22 protein-coding genes and 1 pseudogene are annotated in these 14,713 nt (G+C 52.3%); 2 read left to right on the top strand and 21 right to left on the bottom strand.

Annotation, left to right across the window (positions count from 1 at the left end; genetic code table 11):
• Positions 1–181: 181 nt before the first annotated feature.
• Entirely contained in the window at positions 182–463 is a 282-nt protein-coding gene (locus ACVXHP_RS22240) for a hypothetical protein (protein ID WP_020842489.1), read from the bottom strand.
• 658 nt (positions 464–1,121) lie between these two features.
• Entirely contained in the window at positions 1,122–1,508 is a 387-nt protein-coding gene (gene traM / locus ACVXHP_RS22235; RefSeq protein WP_063615419.1) for a conjugal transfer relaxosome DNA-binding protein TraM, read from the bottom strand.
• Positions 1,509–1,977: 469 nt separating this feature from the next.
• On the opposite strand from traM, the gene ACVXHP_RS22230 reads away from it, so the two are divergent.
• Positions 1,978–2,433 carry a transglycosylase SLT domain-containing protein gene (locus ACVXHP_RS22230; RefSeq protein ID WP_063615418.1) on the top strand — a complete coding sequence of 152 codons (456 nt, stop codon included), beginning with the start codon at positions 1,978–1,980 and terminating at the stop codon, positions 2,431–2,433.
• Positions 2,434–2,444: 11 nt separating this feature from the next.
• Here the strand turns inward: ACVXHP_RS22230 and ACVXHP_RS22225 are convergent, their stop codons facing one another.
• The 14 genes from ACVXHP_RS22225 to ACVXHP_RS22160 form a co-directional block, all read right to left on the bottom strand.
• On the bottom strand, positions 2,445–2,975 hold the full coding sequence (locus ACVXHP_RS22225; RefSeq protein ID WP_008455368.1) for an antirestriction protein: 531 nt from the start codon (positions 2,973–2,975) through the stop codon (positions 2,445–2,447).
• Between the two features lie 623 nt (positions 2,976–3,598).
• The gene (locus tag ACVXHP_RS22220; RefSeq protein ID WP_116431447.1) at positions 3,599–4,432 is read right to left on the bottom strand and encodes an N-6 DNA methylase; all 834 of its coding nucleotides are present in this window, start codon (positions 4,430–4,432) and stop codon (positions 3,599–3,601) included.
• Positions 4,433–4,481: 49 nt separating this feature from the next.
• On the bottom strand, positions 4,482–4,628 hold the full coding sequence (locus tag ACVXHP_RS22215; RefSeq protein ID WP_001159047.1) for a hypothetical protein: 147 nt from the start codon (positions 4,626–4,628) through the stop codon (positions 4,482–4,484).
• Between the two features lie 94 nt (positions 4,629–4,722).
• Positions 4,723–5,070, bottom strand: a complete 348-nt coding sequence (locus ACVXHP_RS22210; RefSeq protein WP_063615407.1) for a hypothetical protein — start codon at positions 5,068–5,070, stop codon at positions 4,723–4,725.
• A 50-nt stretch (positions 5,071–5,120) separates the two neighbouring features.
• Entirely contained in the window at positions 5,121–5,495 is a 375-nt protein-coding gene (locus ACVXHP_RS22205; protein ID WP_063615406.1) for a hypothetical protein, read from the bottom strand.
• Between the two features lie 622 nt (positions 5,496–6,117).
• The gene (locus ACVXHP_RS22200) at positions 6,118–6,492 is read right to left on the bottom strand and encodes a hypothetical protein (RefSeq protein ID WP_063615405.1); all 375 of its coding nucleotides are present in this window, start codon (positions 6,490–6,492) and stop codon (positions 6,118–6,120) included.
• The gene (locus ACVXHP_RS22195; protein ID WP_063615404.1) at positions 6,492–6,713 is read right to left on the bottom strand and encodes a hypothetical protein; all 222 of its coding nucleotides are present in this window, start codon (positions 6,711–6,713) and stop codon (positions 6,492–6,494) included. The genes ACVXHP_RS22200 and ACVXHP_RS22195 overlap by 1 nt, the downstream gene beginning before the upstream one ends.
• Positions 6,706–7,011, bottom strand: coding sequence for a hypothetical protein (locus ACVXHP_RS22190; protein WP_063615403.1), 306 nt, complete (start codon positions 7,009–7,011; stop codon positions 6,706–6,708). The genes ACVXHP_RS22195 and ACVXHP_RS22190 overlap by 8 nt, the downstream gene beginning before the upstream one ends.
• On the bottom strand, positions 7,008–7,241 hold the full coding sequence (locus ACVXHP_RS22185) for a hypothetical protein (protein WP_063615402.1): 234 nt from the start codon (positions 7,239–7,241) through the stop codon (positions 7,008–7,010). Before ACVXHP_RS22185 ends, ACVXHP_RS22190 begins: the two co-directional genes overlap by 4 nt.
• Positions 7,241–7,969 (bottom strand): plasmid SOS inhibition protein A, encoded by a 729-nt coding sequence (locus ACVXHP_RS22180; RefSeq protein WP_063615401.1) that lies wholly within the window; start codon positions 7,967–7,969, stop codon positions 7,241–7,243. Before ACVXHP_RS22180 ends, ACVXHP_RS22185 begins: the two co-directional genes overlap by 1 nt.
• Complete coding sequence (gene psiB, locus ACVXHP_RS22175; RefSeq protein ID WP_116431448.1) at positions 7,966–8,400, bottom strand: conjugation system SOS inhibitor PsiB; 435 nt, start codon at positions 8,398–8,400, stop codon at positions 7,966–7,968. Before psiB ends, ACVXHP_RS22180 begins: the two co-directional genes overlap by 4 nt.
• Positions 8,401–8,440: 40 nt before the next feature.
• Positions 8,441–10,438 (bottom strand): ParB/RepB/Spo0J family partition protein, encoded by a 1,998-nt coding sequence (locus tag ACVXHP_RS22170; RefSeq protein ID WP_063615399.1) that lies wholly within the window; start codon positions 10,436–10,438, stop codon positions 8,441–8,443.
• A gap of 69 nt (positions 10,439–10,507) precedes the next feature.
• Positions 10,508–10,750 carry a DUF905 domain-containing protein gene (locus ACVXHP_RS22165; RefSeq protein ID WP_032430848.1) on the bottom strand — a complete coding sequence of 81 codons (243 nt, stop codon included), beginning with the start codon at positions 10,748–10,750 and terminating at the stop codon, positions 10,508–10,510.
• A 52-nt stretch (positions 10,751–10,802) separates the two neighbouring features.
• Entirely contained in the window at positions 10,803–11,357 is a 555-nt protein-coding gene (locus tag ACVXHP_RS22160; protein ID WP_020842505.1) for a single-stranded DNA-binding protein, read from the bottom strand.
• Between the two features lie 281 nt (positions 11,358–11,638).
• Here ACVXHP_RS22160 and ACVXHP_RS22155 point away from each other — a divergent pair.
• A pseudogene (locus tag ACVXHP_RS22155) lies at positions 11,639–11,856 on the top strand (hypothetical protein); the annotation flags it as partial.
• A 117-nt stretch (positions 11,857–11,973) separates the two neighbouring features.
• On the opposite strand, the gene ACVXHP_RS22150 reads toward ACVXHP_RS22155, so the two are convergent.
• The 5 genes from ACVXHP_RS22150 to ACVXHP_RS22130 all read right to left on the bottom strand — a co-directional run bounded on the left by ACVXHP_RS22150 (position 11,974) and on the right by ACVXHP_RS22130 (position 14,697).
• Positions 11,974–12,291: a hypothetical protein gene (locus tag ACVXHP_RS22150; protein WP_063615397.1), complete on the bottom strand. Its 318-nt coding sequence runs from the start codon at positions 12,289–12,291 to the stop codon at positions 11,974–11,976.
• A 34-nt stretch (positions 12,292–12,325) separates the two neighbouring features.
• Complete coding sequence (locus ACVXHP_RS22145) at positions 12,326–12,580, bottom strand: DNA polymerase III subunit theta (protein WP_074173830.1); 255 nt, start codon at positions 12,578–12,580, stop codon at positions 12,326–12,328.
• A 192-nt stretch (positions 12,581–12,772) separates the two neighbouring features.
• Positions 12,773–12,964, bottom strand: a complete 192-nt coding sequence (locus ACVXHP_RS22140; protein ID WP_063615395.1) for a hypothetical protein — start codon at positions 12,962–12,964, stop codon at positions 12,773–12,775.
• 42 nt (positions 12,965–13,006) lie between these two features.
• The gene (locus ACVXHP_RS22135) at positions 13,007–13,513 is read right to left on the bottom strand and encodes an antirestriction protein ArdA (RefSeq protein ID WP_044789508.1); all 507 of its coding nucleotides are present in this window, start codon (positions 13,511–13,513) and stop codon (positions 13,007–13,009) included.
• A gap of 404 nt (positions 13,514–13,917) precedes the next feature.
• The gene (locus ACVXHP_RS22130; protein WP_063615394.1) at positions 13,918–14,697 is read right to left on the bottom strand and encodes a hypothetical protein; all 780 of its coding nucleotides are present in this window, start codon (positions 14,695–14,697) and stop codon (positions 13,918–13,920) included.
• Between the last annotated feature and the right edge of the window lie 16 nt (positions 14,698–14,713).

Here is a 14,713-nt window from a genome sequence, read left to right as displayed (position 1 = left end):
TGATGACGTGAAAAAATAGGGGCTGTCCAATTGGAAATAAAACTATTTTCAAGGCATTCAACATATTGATCTAAATATAAAAAAGACGAAAAAGCGAAAAGTCTGACAACCGCATTTTGATCTAAATCAACAGGAAAAACGTGATATAAATCACATCACGTTTTTCCTGAAAAGAGGCGAATTACTCCTCTGGCTGAAGCTCTATTCTGAGTTCAAGAAAGGAGTGCAGAGCAAGTCGCGTGATGTACAAAGTCTTAAGGGCCTCATTGGAGGGGGAACTATATTGTTCACATAATTCCTTCAGGGTCTTATAGACTGCCTGTGTAGTAGTATTTCTGTAATCAGATATTTCTCTAATAGCCATTCCAAATGCGAAAAGAGTAAATACTTCAATTTTAACATCATTAATTTCAGGAAAGATCTTGCGTAAAATTTCCATACGGATAGGATCGATGATAACCATCGTAACCTCCTGTTAAAAGTGCTTGGGTTATTGGTGGCCAGCGGTGACAGGGGGGGCCAACCCCTGCCATCGCGCCAAAAGCAAATCAATTAAATAAACGCATTCTTCTCCCTGGGAATAATTGATTTACCTTAAATCGAATATACAACATCACAGATCAGCGCTCAATAAATACCAAAGTTACGCATTAATTTATGATTAAGCTCACAAAAAATAGCGTAAAATTAGAATGCAAAGAAAAATCAGATAAAGAAATAGCGTAAGTTGTTCTGGAAGGAATAGAAAGCAAGATGAGATACTTCCTGGCAAGTTATAAGAACTTTCCCACGAAAGAAAACTGACAGCAAGCTGCGTCAGATAAAGGCTAATAGTCTGATAGCTCTTTTCATGCTGAAAATTGAATATGATCACCAGAAAACGATCATTACTTGAAGATACCTAGTTATCTAAACTAGCAACATGAGAAAAGATATTTTCAGATACACCGGGCTTCTCTGATCAAAACTGCTATCCATTCGGACTCAACCCCATAAATGATAATACTCAGACAATTATTTCAGCGTGCAACATTTCAACCTGACAAACTAAGAAATACAGTACTCCGCAAAGCCTCCTGTACCAGGATATGGGCAGGAGGCCAGATAAATAAACTGTAGGCTTAGTCCGTGTCTTCCTCTTCAGGAAAGAAAATACTTACCTGGTCTTCTGCAAATTTTGCTATGGATCTTTTGATGACTTCATTATCAAAGTTACCGTTGCTTATAACTTCATGACTTAGCGCGCCCATCTTCATTATCTCTGAACACATTGCCCGGACTCTGGCCATGTTATCCAGCATGATCTTGTTATACTCCATCTGGTTAAAGCCACCCTCCTTTTTTTCTCTCTGAATCCGGTATACTCTGAGACCGAGTTCGACGAGCATTGAAGTAACTGACGATACAGTGGCATCATGTTCCGTTGCACCTTCCTGCCTCCTTTCTGTAACCAGAGATTCAATTTCTTCACGAACCTGATTGCTGACAAAAGTTTGTATACGTGGCATCGTTGATCCTTCTGAAACCAATAATCATGATTAATTAGAAATATTACCTGAATACTTTTATCCATAGTATAAGGCGAGTATACCATTAAAAAAAGCAGAGTATAGATGCGAGTATGGAAGGTTGTTAAACAAGAGTACACTCGCGAGTATACTCCACCTAACAATCTGAATTTATTGAAATACTCTAATAAGAGTGTACCCAACACTCTTATTAGAGTGTCATAAGAGTATAGATATACTCTATATCACAACCTTTTTTCTAAAATACGGCATAAAAATAACTGCAACCGCATGTTTTTAAAGACTTATCATGCAAGATGAAATCTTGCGAGGTGTGTGGGACTTTGATGTTAAGGAGCAGGTATATAAAAATTAGCGGGCCGGGCAGGATTCAGTATTAACGGGCATTGCCGTTTTTATTAAAAAATGGCACTCTGGCACAGGCAAAGATAACAATGGAATTTTGCAGATGAAGAACGTTCTGCTTGTTGGATTACTAGCGCTGACCTCTTCAGTCATTGCTCAGGACTGTTTTGAAATGGCGGGAAGGGATTACCATATTGAACCTGATTTATTACGGGCAATCTCTTTCAGAGAGTCATCATGGCGGCCTGATGCAATGAATGTTGTCAGCAATGAAAGTTACGCCGTCGGAATGATGCAAATTCACTCGCAGAATTTTTCACATCTGGCTCAGTATGGTATCACGCCTGGTAATCTTTACAGAGATCCCTGCATGAATATCTATACTGGAGCCTACTATCTCGCAATTGCATTTAAGCGTTGGGGATACTCCTGGCGGGCAGTCGGCGCTTATAACGCTGGCTTTCGTGAAACGGAGGTACAGGAAAGGAAACGCCAGAAGTACGCGCAAGAAATTCAGGCAATTTATGTTGGCATCAAGAAAAATGCGCCACCAGAGTGACGCATTTACTATCAATCAATCGCGCGAAATATTAATTCCCTCTCAGGATGTTGAATAAGGCTGACATAATCTTTCAGGGCATCCTGACGAGCGACAAGATGTTTGCAGACTCTGGCGTATTCAGGCCCCATATCAGCTACCTGCCATGATAACCAGTTCATTATCATTAGTGTCGCAATAATTCCGGCAGCATCGGCACTGATCTCTGATTCAAAATAATTACCAGGAATGCACATGTTATAGCGTTGTTCACCTTCAGGGGCAATATATCCCGTTTGTGTGGTAGTGAAGATAATCCTGTTTGGAGCCACATTACCGCCGACACCCTGCGGAATAATCCAGTAACTCCAGAAACCACCATCGTAATCTGAATGCTGGCGTAACCAGCTGGCGATCATGTTGTCAGCTGACGGTGTAAAAAATAGTGCAGGAATAAAATCAAGTCGTTCATCACCATCTGTTACACAATAGCGCTGAAACTTATCTGTTTTAAATTGTTCGGCTGATTCACGAGTGGCGGTTTTGACGTTAATTGTGTGCATTCTGGTTTTCTCCTTATTGGTTATTACATCGTTCGACTTCATCACTGAGCGGCGAAGGGCAATGAGCAGCTGGCAGGAAGGAAATAAAGGGGCGCGCAGCGTTTATATACCCCTTTATTTCCTTCCTGACTGATGCTAAAAGCAGCCCTCCGCGAATTGATGAAATCGGGCGATATACACAGGGAGAATGCACACAACCCGGAACGGAAAATCGGCGCAAGACGAATTACCGTTCCGGCCATTAAAGTGGCGGAAATTTATTACCGCCACGGTTAAAGCGGCGCATCCTTTCAGGATGCAGCAAGCGTGAATTTGAATTGCGTCAGGATGGAAGCCCGACAGGGCAGAGACAGCGAAGCTGGCTCTGTTCACGACAGCCGTGTCCCGCCAGGGACGACGCCCGGACCGTTATATATTTTATTCTTTACAAAAGATAAATACTGATGAAGATAAACAGCAGGATGCCGGATGAAATATAACAGTGACAAATAAATAATACTGAAGAGAGAAACCCGCGACGGACTAATACGGGCGGCGCGTAGCGCAGCCGGTATTAGTCAGCACCGCAGGTGCGCGGCCTTTTTTCCGCAGTCGGGCAGGTTATCCCCTGCCCTTCTGGTTATTTACGCGGCCTCCGCTATTCCGCGCATAAAGTCCCGCATCGCACGGTATCGGTTCAGGTCTGCCAGACGTTTTTCAAAGTCGTTGAGGTAATACACTGGCGTATACCGTACCCGGTTAAACTGCATTGTGAGCGTATTCCCCGTTACGACTTCGGCGGCAATCCCCAGCAGTGACAACTGGATGAAAGCCATATCTGCCGCCACAGGATCGATATCGATGCAGCTGCCGAACATGTGCATGGAAGGGTTGATATCCGCATCAAGCAGACACTCCGCATAAGCAATCAGCATCCCGGCAGCCCCGCAGGCCGGATCGCTGACGGTGGCAATGCCTTCCCGGCGGATAGTGTCCCTGACACCCGGCATCAGCATCCGGGCCATCAGGCACTGTACCGAATACGGCGTAAAATACTGCCCGCGAAAGTTATCGCCGAGTTCAAGCTCCATGAAGATCGCGCCGAGGAAGTCATGGAATTTAGCTTCCAGTGCGCACACCATCAGGCAGAACATCTCCTGCATGTTCGCAATGTCTGAAGCCTCATATCGCGCACAGATTTTCCGACAGTGCGCCATGCTCTCCGGCGTTCTTATCCGCACCATATCCAGTTCACTGGCGGCGAGTGACAGAAAATCACTGAACACTTCCCAGCGCCCCAGCTGGCGGCCTGTGGACCTAAACACGCTGATAAAGCGGCTGCGGCTGTACTGCGCACTCATCAGCCGCTGAACAGAGGGATATGATTCGCTACCCGGCTGCGTGTCCTGGGTATTAATTTTACTGCCAGCGCTCTCTCTGGCCATATTGAAGACATCGGCAAAGCTCAGTTGTGACATGAAAGTATCTCCGGTAATGCCGCCCCCACAGGGGGCGGCAGGTTTCACATCACGCGAGGCCGAGGCCAGCGTAGACAACGGTCATAAACTGCTGCCAGTATTTCAGCTTTAAGGCCGGAACACGGGCGCGTTTACCACTGCGCAGGGCATTTACAAACGCGTTCGCCTGTGCGACGATTTGCGGGTCAAATTGCATGGTTTAATCTCCATGTTGGTTTTGCGAATGCCGGATGCAAACTTTTGCGGGTGTGTCATCCGGCGTGGAATGAGCAGGCTTATGCCTGCTTTTTTCATTTCTGGCTCTTGTCTGATACCTCCTTAACGCGGGCCAGAATTTCCGCGTGGTCAAGGTTGCTGTAGTCACGCATCCGGTAATAACGGATACCGATCCGTGCATAAATTTCGGTCACGTTGCCGCAGATCATTTCTGCCAGCATGAAGGTTTCACACTCACCATTTTCGCTGCTTCGCCAGTTCATCGGGTACATCAGCCCCAGCGCATCATGGAATGCGTGTACGTCGATTTCAGTGGGGACTCTCACCGCTGCTTTCTCACGGCTCAGCCAGTACACCCGCTCGGCTTCAGCGGTGGCCTGCATTCCCGGAAGGGCCGAGGATTCTTTGAGGTGTAAGTGCATGTGTTTCTCCTTCTGATTGGGAAGTGGCAGCAACGCGCCGCCACACGTATTTATTCGTTTGCTGCCAGTTCACTCATCAGCGCATCTTTCGCTTCCAGCGCGTGCTCTTCTTCTGCAAGTGTCAGGATGTAGCCGCGTTTTGCTGCCGCGCCCATCAATGCCGGGCGATCTTTCAGTGGAAGGGCGTCCAGATAATCCAGCGCATCGCCCAGCACTCGCGCCTGATACAGTTCGTAATGCATCCCGCAGCACCGCCCCGCCTCTTTCTCAATACGCGCCAGCACCACGTCCGCGCGGATAACATCGAACCGATTACGGGCGTGGATATTGCGTACAAAGCCATCAGTCCGCAGGGCCGTATTTTTCACCCATCTTTCGGAAGATTCTTTGGTGGCGGTTTTGACGTTGACGTTCTGTGTGTTCATCCTGCTTTTCCTCTTGTCTGGTGGTTAATCCATCTCTCGGTGAGTTCCCTGGCGGCAAAGGGCAAAGGAGCAACGTCGCAAGGAGGAAGGAAAGGGGCGGAGACAAAAAGTTTTTGCATCCCTTCGCAAAAAGTTTTTGGCGGAGTTCATTTCACCCCTTGGATGACAACGCGACGGTGCTACGACCAGCCCTCCGCCCGGGAACGGACGCGAGATGGCTCACCAGAGGTATGAGAAGAGGATGAACACACCCGACACGGCGGAACGACGTGGCGTCACCTGAGTGCCGGCAGCTTTATCGCCGGCATGGTGAAAGCGGCGTGACCGGAACGGTCACTGCGAGCCGGTGTTGACGTTGCGACAGAGGGATGGAAGCCCGTCAGGGCGGAGACGGTTTACCGGCTCCGTTTACGACAGCCCCGGTTCCCGTCAGGGAAGTCGCCTGACAGCTGGTAAGTTTGAAAAGGATACAGAAAACAGCCACAACAATTTGCAGCGTCCGTTCTTCAGAGAAAATCCACAGCAGGGTATTACAAAGCATAAGGGGCATAAAAAAGAGCCGCTATACCGCAGGCATAACCGCTCTTTTTACTTTCCTGCCCTCACGCTGGCGTATTCTTTGCTACCTTCGCCTCCAGTACACCCAGCCACTGACCAGAATCAGAACACCGCTCAGCACCGCCAGATTCGGCAAGATGGTGTCGAACGCGCTGCTGAAGACTACATCGGGGTTATGCTCCCCCCAGAATTCCAGCTTGTATCCGATACCCCAGATAAAAAACGCCAGTCCAGAAGCCACAATTCCCCACTTAAGGAGAAACAAGAGCACGTTGTCCAGCATACCAGGGGGATCACGCCAGGTGATAACCATCGCTATCAGAGCACAGATCCCTACGCCGACATAATACTCAGTACTTCCGAACATTTCCGGCGCAGCAAAGTGCATGACCAGCGCAAACAAACCGTTTAGCAGAACAACCAGTATCCAGTATCTCATTATTTTTTCCGCATCCATATGAAATGGTTGAATCCCAGAATCCACTGCACTCCCAGACCAACCAGGAAGATAATTCCGCCCGTGATAAGGTAAAAATGGTCACCTTTAATCAGTGCAATAATGGCTAAAATGATGCCTGCAACAGCAATCATTACCGGTGCCCGGTAATACCAGCGAAGCTCATGCTCCAGTAGTTCAACCACCTCATTTTTTTTAGTCATAGTAACCTCCGAGCAGTAAAACTATAAAACCGAGGAGATGAAATAACACAAACGTTGCAATACAGATGCCCATTAATAAAGGCAGGCTCATGAATCCAGTCAGGAAGCATCGTATGAAATAGTTTTCCGGATAATCATGATATTCAAATTCATTCAAAATTTGTGGATAAAAATCAAAATATTCATAAACCATACCTATTGGCGTGATTATCACTATCAGCAAGGCTAATATGGCAACCAGACGAACACTTCCCTTAAGCAATGCCATGAAAAATAGTCTTTTTTCGTCAATAATCATTCGTCATCCTCCCGGTAGCCACTCCCGTCAGCCCATTCCTGAAGTTGTTCTTCCAGTGCATGCAGATGCTGACCGACTTCTCTGGCCAGACGGTCGCTTTCTGTCTCCAGCCAGCCGCTGAGTCCGTCCCACTCACTGGACATATCAGTCAGTTTTTTCTCAATGGTACGCAGCCGGTTACGCTGGCTTCGGGCAACCTTAAGCTCCGTTTTGCAGGGATTGTTTCTCATCAGCTTGCCTCCTGATGCATCAGCTTGTTGGGTACCATCCAGCGCTCCAGTTGCCGGACAGATTCCGGGCTTTCTTTTGCGAGGGCATCAGATTCGACCATCACACTCCAGAAAGGCTGGTTCGCCATCATCCAGCGCTCCATTGGCTCAAGTGACGGGAAACGCTCGCTCCAGCGCCAGAACATATCCTCCAGGTCATACTGACGCAGTTCAGTACCCGACCAGCGAGCGCTCCAGCTGCTGACTGTTTGCGGGGTATGAAAAGCCAGCTCTATTTCCGCCTGTCCCGCCAGCGCCTGATACGCGGTTTCGCGCTGGCACGCCTCTTTCCGGCGCTGGCGGGTGTATTTTTCGGCCCCCAGTTCACTGTGCCTGCGGGTACGCTCCTGCATCTGAAACTTCGTTTCAGGGAACAGTCGCCAGCCATCGGACAGCGACAGAGGTAACCAGCAACATGCGCCACGGCTCTCAATCAGCCGATCAATCGCCGCCAGCCAGTCCTGCTTTTTCCCCCGCAGGTCCTGTGCTGTCAGCCCCGGAGAAAACCAGCCGATATCTTTAACGGTGACACGTTTGCTGCCGTTCAGGATGCGGAAGAAGGCATGGGCGTAGGCAAACTCAGCGATATGAACGCCACGCTCATATTTCTTCTCCACCTCTGCGATGGCCTCCATTGCAGCACGACGTTCATGACTCAGGGGGACCAGTGACAAATTCGCCGGGATCATTGTGCGCCCTCCATCGCCAGGACACTGATAATGCTGGCCTGACTGTAGCCATCGGCATCGAGGCGCGCTGTCAGACTGAGTGTGTGAGAAACAACCTCCGGCGAATATGCAGGCAGAGTGCTGATAACAGAAAACGGGCGACCGCTGGCAGGAATGAACACCACCATCCATGACGGGGTGATGTCGCCGGGGCTGCATACAGCGATATGGAAGTTGCCGTGTGACGGCGTGAAGCGAACCTGTACAGGGAAAAATCCCCCGAACTCGCTGCGGTACTCTCCGTTCATGTCCCAGTTATCCGGGCAGGTCAAATCGCGCATCACCGCATGGGTCAGTTCGCGGCGCAAATCTTCACCCGCTTCGCGCCAGTCTTCGAATTCCTGGGGGATCATGGTTTTCAGTACGTCGGGAGTAATAATGTTTCGCATAATGGTCTCCTTATCGCCGCCCCGAGGGGCGGCGTTTCCGTTATCAGGCTGCGTGTGCCGTATTGTCATCAGAGTCTGTCGCCTCACCCTCAGCGACGTCAGGTTGCGCATCAGGTGACCGCATCCAGGCAGGAACCCAGCGCGTACCGGAGAGCCATTGTTCAGCATGGCTGGCGGCATCTCCCTTCTTCATGTTTCCGGCATCTGACGCAGCGCCTGACAGTCCGGCATCTTCCAGCGCCGCCACAATCTGGTTCTTACTGAGCAGACCGAGGAAGTTTTCTGCCGTTGGCTGCCACCAGTCGCGAAGGTGGAACCCGAGCGCCGTTTCCACGCCATCGAGGTCGCTCTGTGTGGTATGCCCCATTGTCCGGGTCTGCACCCCGTCCACCGAACAGGCCGTACAGAACACCATCAGACTCATCAAAGTCTGTCCGTCGAGCGTAAAGAAGGTGTTGAAATCCTTCTTCCAGCCATCCGGCAACAGCGCTTCGAGACGGGCTTTCTCCTGCATCAGACTCAGCCATGCCTGACCACTCTTTCCGGTCGGCGCTTCGCTGGTCAGCCCACTGTGGTGCACCTCAAGACGCATCACGAACGGATGACGGGTGGTATTGCAGTAATCGAAAACACAACTGCACAGCCGCCATACCATCAGGGCCACCGCTTTTTCGGGCTGCTGTACCAGAGCGGCCTGTACTGCCAGCGTTCTTTCTGAAGACATCTTTTTGAGCAGCGGGGCGCTGATACCCTCCGTCACATCCGGCTTGCTGCTGACCACATGGAGGGAGCCGCTACTGCCATTCTTTCCCTGCCCTTCTTTCGCCTCGTTTTGAGGCTTCTTCTGCACCCCTCGCTGGACACAAAGCTCACCGTCATACAGGCTGACCACCACGCCACAGGTTGATTTCTGCTCCGGTGTCCACGCCCGGATCGATGCTGCATTTTCAATTTCGTCAATCAGCACCTGAATCGCGGCTTCATCTTCAAACGTTTCCGTGGCCTCCTGAGTGGCGTAAAGTTCATCGAGACGCTGCTGCTCGTCAGCGGTGTACTGTGCCTCCGGCTCTGGTAAAAGCAGATAATGCTCGCGGTCGTCACCGTAGTTTCTGACCGCTCCCTCCCGGGCCAGTGACCATGACCACCCCTCCTGCAGTTCGATTGCCAGTGCGGCGGACTCCAGCTTCTCCTGCACCAGTTGTTCGACCAGCACACCGTCTGCCGTACCATCACCCTCCTGGGCGCTGAACAAATCCTCACGCACCACGCCACCTGCAGACTCATACATCTCACGCCCGATAAACACGAAGCGGGAGTGGTTCACACCGATTTCGGTATCAGTGATAGCGCGTTTAAGCATGTGCGCGGGGGCATAGCTGTGCTGCGCCTTCACACGCTCGTAAATCTCCACCTGACGCACCGGATCGTTCTCCAGACTCAGCGCCTGACACTGCTCCACGTCGAGCTTGTTCTCAGCCAGCAGGGCGAGAAGTTCCGGGGCGAGATTCGCCAGCTTCAGCATGCGCTGGACGTGACGGGAGCTGTACCCCAGCTGGTCACCAATCTGCGCCGGGGTCTTACCCTGCTCAGACAACGTGCGGAACCCACTGATTTGTTCTGCCGGATGCATCGCCGCCCTCTGGTTGTTCTCCACCATTGAGGCGACCACCGCCAGGTCGTCGCTGACGCGCTTGACGACAACGAGATACCCGGCATCGATGCGCTGTTCACTGAGCAACAGTTGCAGGGCAGCAAGACGACGACCGCCCGCTGCAACGCCTGACAGGCCATCAGGCAGCGAGTGAACCACCAGATTCTGGATCAGGCCGACCGCGAGAATGGAGTCTGCCATTTCCCTGACACTCTCAACCGGGTACGGAATAATACGGACGTTCAGCGGAGATTTGACGAGCGCCGACAGCGGCACCATTTCAATCTGAGCGGCCTCAAGCGCCGCCTTAAGGGCTGCGGCTTCGGCAGGTTTAACGGCTTTTTTGCTGGTTTTCGCGGGGGTTTTTGCTTTAGACTCGGTTACTGACATAGTTGATACCTCACTGGATATTGATGATTGTCCGGCCCTGCGGAGTGGCTGCTCCGGCAGGGCACCTTTTTACTGCTGTTTACGGATGCCGTAGTCCCGGATATAACGGTTCATCAGGTACTCACCACCCGGCTCAAAATTCCATACCCGCCACACCATTTCGCCGTTCTGACGAACCACCAGGCGAAAGTGCGTTCCCTGATCGTCTTCAATCGCGACATTCTGATACTGCGCTACGACCGCTTTAGCCTGTTCGCGGGTGAATGTGCCATCTGGCAGTGACTGAAGGGGCGGTATAACGTTGCTGGTCATGTCTTTCTCCTTTTACTGCCCCGCTGGTTGCGGGGCGGGTTCATCATGCTGGTCAAAACGGGGCATCATCATCCATCGGCGGATAATCGTCCGGTAACGGCTGCGGCACCTGCTGAGACGGTGCGGCGCTCTGACGGCCTTTTCTGCCGCCTTTTTTCGGGGATTTTTCAGGGGAGCCAGCAGGTTGTGCCGGAGCGGCAGGACTCTGCGGTTGTGCGGGTTGCTGCGGAGCAGTGTTCTGTGGCTGACCGCCGTCACGACGACCGCCCAGCATCTGCATGGTGCCGTTCTGTCCGACAACGATTTCAGTGACATAGCGCGTTACGCCGCTGTCGTCCTGCCAGTTGCGGGTACGTAACTGCCCTTCGACGTACACCTGAGCGCCCTTGCGCAGATACTCGCTGGCCACTTCCGCGAGCTTGCCAAACAACACCACGCGATGCCATTCGGTGTTTTCGCGCATCTCTCCGGTCTGTTTATCGCGCCAGGACTCAGAGGTAGCGAGGCTGAGATTAGCGACCGCGCCGCCATTGGGCATATAACGGACTTCCGGGTCCTGGCCCAGATTACCCACGATGATGACTTTGTTGATGCCGCGTACTGTCATGATGAATCTCCTTCCGGTTGTTTTGCTTTTAAAAACCATCACCCGTTGAGTTGCCGGGGCCGCGGTTTTGACGTTTTGCGGGGACCTGCTGAACGCGCCCGCTGGTTGTTACCTTCACCCGTTTGAGAGCCGTTCGCCGCAAGGGCGTAAACCAGCGCGGGCGATGGCGGATGTCCAGGGCGCGGTTTACCGCGTGTCATTTACCCTGGACAGCTGACAGCGACTGTGCTTGTCTCAGCCCCGGCGAAAGGACTCAAAAGGGTGAAAAAACCAGGCAAGGAATGAGCAGGAACCCGCCGCAACGACGGAAAGCGCGGGCGCGAAACGGCGTTGCCCCTTACAGCCCGGCGTCAGTTTGCCGGGGTGCAGGGAGCGCAGGCCACGGCGCGACAGAGGCGGCGCATCCTGATAAGGATGCTGCAAGCCCTGGTGTTGCGTCATGGGATGGAAGCCCGAAGGGCGGAGACGGTTTACCGGCTCCGTTCACGACAGCCCGCCCGGACGCCCGCAGTGAAAACGGGAACGGGCAGAAAACAGAAAACGGGAGGATAAGAATGGATTACATGCGGCTAAAATGATGGCTGACGATCATCCAGCTTGATGCCAGCCGGGAACATCAGGAGCGAAAATGCTTTTCTTTTCTGTACTGCACAACGCTGTACCAGGCCGAAGCCAGGAAAGCAAAAACGGTGATCAGCACTCTTAATTCGTCCCCCGGCTCCCTCCCCTTCAGCATCAACGTTATGATGATGCCGGCAACGATAATCCATGCAACGCCACTCCAGAGACGCAGTTTATCCGCCGCGACATTAATCAGGATAAAAGCAACGGCCAGGATTCCCCCCCACAGAGCCGGTACAGGCTGAAACGGAATAAACAACAGATTAATACCGGTTAAAAGAGTCACGGCTGCAAACATCAGAGACATACGCATAAAATTTCCTCCCTGGACACACTGACTATAAGAATCACTTCTGCTGCTCATCTCCGGGTTTATTATATTCGGGCGCATTTGCGCGCGGCAGCTGCTGACTGTTCAGCCGATGCACCCGGAGCCGTTCACGGAAATATTCGCGCAGATGTTCAGGCTGTTCCCGCTCAACGAGTTCGTGGACAACAGGCTTGTTCATCCGTTCCTGCCAGGCAACAGCGGCGGCCGCTTTATCGACGGAGACTTTGTCCTGCTCTTCTTTTGAGAATGAGGCGATATTCCACTTTGACATATGCATCACCGGTCTGCTTTACAGGAAGATATCCCTGATAATACGCGCATTCCAGGGCTTCAGCGACTGACAATGGAGAGGAGAGTGCGCGGCGCCGGAGGCGCCTCGAAGTTTCTCTCCGGCAGGCGCAGCCTGCCCGGGTTTTCGCGCGGGCTGACAGGCGCACTCCGCCCCGGACGCCTGCCATCATACTTACTTGCCTTTTCCACCCTGTAAGATGAAATGACCGCCGATGTACACGGCACACTGACAGGTCATGTATTCGCAGATTTCATCCATCACCTGCGCGGTGGTCAGTTCCCGCTGACCGGCATCACGTCGGCGGGCATTAATCAGGGCTTTGTACTGTCGCAGGATCTCACGGCTTTGTGGTGCAAGTTTCATACGTTTTCTCCTTAACCGGCGGGTTTCCCCGCCGGACATTAATCAGTTGCTGAAGACATAGCCGTCATGGAACACATAGCCGCTGCTGAACAGGTCACGCGCCCAGGCTTCAAAATCGAAATAGCTGCGCAACGGCTCCGGCACCTCATTTAACAGGCCGTTGTCCTCCACCATCTCCCGCGCATAGTCTTCCTCGCTTTCCGCCTCGCCGCGGTACGCATCATCAAACGCGTCATAGTCACATTCGCCGGTATACTCCGCCCAGGCGATAAAAGCGGCTTCCCTGCCCTCTTCTTCGGCGCGTTTGTAAGCGGCGATAAAATCCCAGTCAATGGAGCATTCAGAGACGAACTGCGACGGAATGCCTTCCCAGTCCTGGAACATAAACTCGGCATCCCATTCATCGGCATGCAGTGCCTGACAGGCCTCGTAAAAATCCTCCCTGCCGTCAAACTCCGTCAGATCAAACCATTTGCCGAAAATGCTGCCGCAGTTGTATTTGTGATACGTACCCACGTAAACAGCCGGTGTGGTGGTCGTAGTGCTCATAGAAAATCCTCCATAGTCGATGTCGTCTGAGTTACGGCTTACGCCGTGCCGACACGACAGCCGGGCGAAAAGCGGAGGATGCAAGGGCGTCACCGAAGCCGCAGCGCAGTAAAAAAGCAGGAGCAGGCTGGACGGTTTGACGGCGAAAAATGAGCCGGAAAACGACGGGAAGACGGCGGATAACGTATGAAATAAACTGCGACCGGGTGAAGGTGACGGCGTTTACGCTTCCCTTGCATCAGCCGCGGCCCGGCTATAGTAGAGGCACGGCGTTTGCCGCAGGCCGCACGGGACGTTACTCACCGCGAAGCCGGAACAACGTGGAGGAAGAGCCGTAAAAGCGGAGCCGGCGACATCCTTATCCTTCGTGGTAGATTCAGGGGGCCGCCGCCCCCTGCTGTTCGCTACACTGGCCGGATTGCTGACAGGGCATTGCGGACAAGACTGATTTCTGCACGCGCTTCTGCCATGACCTCATGTAACAGGGTTAAATCCATCCACCGGCGCGGAGGCTCGCCAGGAATACGCAGCACATCGCACATCTGGCCACATGCCAGGATTTGATCAACTTTGTCGCTGATAACAAAGAACTCGACGCTGCTGTAGCGTGCCCCTTTGTTCAGGATGGCATCGAGCACCACCGGCAAATTGTCATCATCGTCCAGCCAGCAGGGCATATCATTTTCCTTCACAACCAGACGGAAGTTTCGGGTCTGGCGATAAAACAGCGTTTCCCCGCGCGTGGTCAGCGCCGCCTTTATCCGGCGCGCATCCTCCCATACCTGCCGGGAGACATCCCGCACGGCGCGGGACAGGCAATCCGTTACAGCCTGAATCTCCGGCTCCGTCAGCCATTCCCCGGCCCAGGGGAACGCTATCTGTGTTCCGTCCTCCGGAAGCTGCGGCGCGTCGGCATAGCGGCTGCCGGATAAAATAATCTGCGCTGGCGTCCCGGCTATTTTTGTCATGGCACTTTGCAGCTCTGCGGGTACGTCACCGGTACAAAGCAAAGGCAGCAGATGAACAATATTTGCCGCATCCAGACGGACATAAATGCTTATCCATCCCGGTTTATTGACCGGATCACGCTGATCAACATCGGTATGGTCAGGCCATCCATAATCAGCAATCAAATCGCGCGCACGGCGCATAACAAGGGCGGTTAACGTGGTGATTTCCTGCATAATGGGTTCCTCTGAA

This window comes from Citrobacter freundii complex sp. 2025EL-00176, assembly GCF_053309355.1.
Note: the sequence above shows the minus strand (reverse complement) of the source record. Positions and strands in the feature narration are given on the sequence as shown.

Bases quoted from the DNA above. Each gene is read 5' to 3' on its own strand.
- ACVXHP_RS22205 (WP_063615406.1), bottom strand. From the start codon at position 5,495: ATGAACACACAGAACGTCAACGTCAAAACCGCCACCAAAGAATCTTCC.
- ACVXHP_RS22215 (WP_001159047.1), bottom strand. From the start codon at position 4,628: ATGCAATTTGACCCGCAAATCGTCGCACAGGCGAACGCGTTTGTAAAT.
- ACVXHP_RS22210 (WP_063615407.1), bottom strand. From the start codon at position 5,070: ATGCACTTACACCTCAAAGAATCCTCGGCCCTTCCGGGAATGCAGGCC.
- ACVXHP_RS22170 (WP_063615399.1), bottom strand. From the start codon at position 10,438: ATGTCAGTAACCGAGTCTAAAGCAAAAACCCCCGCGAAAACCAGCAAA.
- ACVXHP_RS22145 (WP_074173830.1), bottom strand. From the start codon at position 12,580: ATGTCAAAGTGGAATATCGCCTCATTCTCAAAAGAAGAGCAGGACAAA.
- ACVXHP_RS22220 (WP_116431447.1), bottom strand. From the start codon at position 4,432: ATGTCACAACTGAGCTTTGCCGATGTCTTCAATATGGCCAGAGAGAGC.
- ACVXHP_RS22240 (WP_020842489.1), bottom strand. From the start codon at position 463: ATGGTTATCATCGATCCTATCCGTATGGAAATTTTACGCAAGATCTTT.
- traM (WP_063615419.1), bottom strand. From the start codon at position 1,508: ATGCCACGTATACAAACTTTTGTCAGCAATCAGGTTCGTGAAGAAATT.
- ACVXHP_RS22185 (WP_063615402.1), bottom strand. From the start codon at position 7,241: ATGAGAAACAATCCCTGCAAAACGGAGCTTAAGGTTGCCCGAAGCCAG.
- ACVXHP_RS22200 (WP_063615405.1), bottom strand. From the start codon at position 6,492: ATGAGATACTGGATACTGGTTGTTCTGCTAAACGGTTTGTTTGCGCTG.
- ACVXHP_RS22160 (WP_020842505.1), bottom strand. From the start codon at position 11,357: ATGACAGTACGCGGCATCAACAAAGTCATCATCGTGGGTAATCTGGGC.
- ACVXHP_RS22180 (WP_063615401.1), bottom strand. From the start codon at position 7,969: ATGATCCCGGCGAATTTGTCACTGGTCCCCCTGAGTCATGAACGTCGT.
- ACVXHP_RS22165 (WP_032430848.1), bottom strand. From the start codon at position 10,750: ATGACCAGCAACGTTATACCGCCCCTTCAGTCACTGCCAGATGGCACA.
- ACVXHP_RS22195 (WP_063615404.1), bottom strand. From the start codon at position 6,713: ATGACTAAAAAAAATGAGGTGGTTGAACTACTGGAGCATGAGCTTCGC.
- ACVXHP_RS22130 (WP_063615394.1), bottom strand. From the start codon at position 14,697: ATGCAGGAAATCACCACGTTAACCGCCCTTGTTATGCGCCGTGCGCGC.
- ACVXHP_RS22225 (WP_008455368.1), bottom strand. From the start codon at position 2,975: ATGCACACAATTAACGTCAAAACCGCCACTCGTGAATCAGCCGAACAA.
- ACVXHP_RS22230 (WP_063615418.1), top strand. From the start codon at position 1,978: ATGAAGAACGTTCTGCTTGTTGGATTACTAGCGCTGACCTCTTCAGTC.
- ACVXHP_RS22190 (WP_063615403.1), bottom strand. From the start codon at position 7,011: ATGATTATTGACGAAAAAAGACTATTTTTCATGGCATTGCTTAAGGGA.
- ACVXHP_RS22135 (WP_044789508.1), bottom strand. From the start codon at position 13,513: ATGAGCACTACGACCACCACACCGGCTGTTTACGTGGGTACGTATCAC.
- ACVXHP_RS22140 (WP_063615395.1), bottom strand. From the start codon at position 12,964: ATGAAACTTGCACCACAAAGCCGTGAGATCCTGCGACAGTACAAAGCC.
- ACVXHP_RS22150 (WP_063615397.1), bottom strand. From the start codon at position 12,291: ATGCGTATGTCTCTGATGTTTGCAGCCGTGACTCTTTTAACCGGTATT.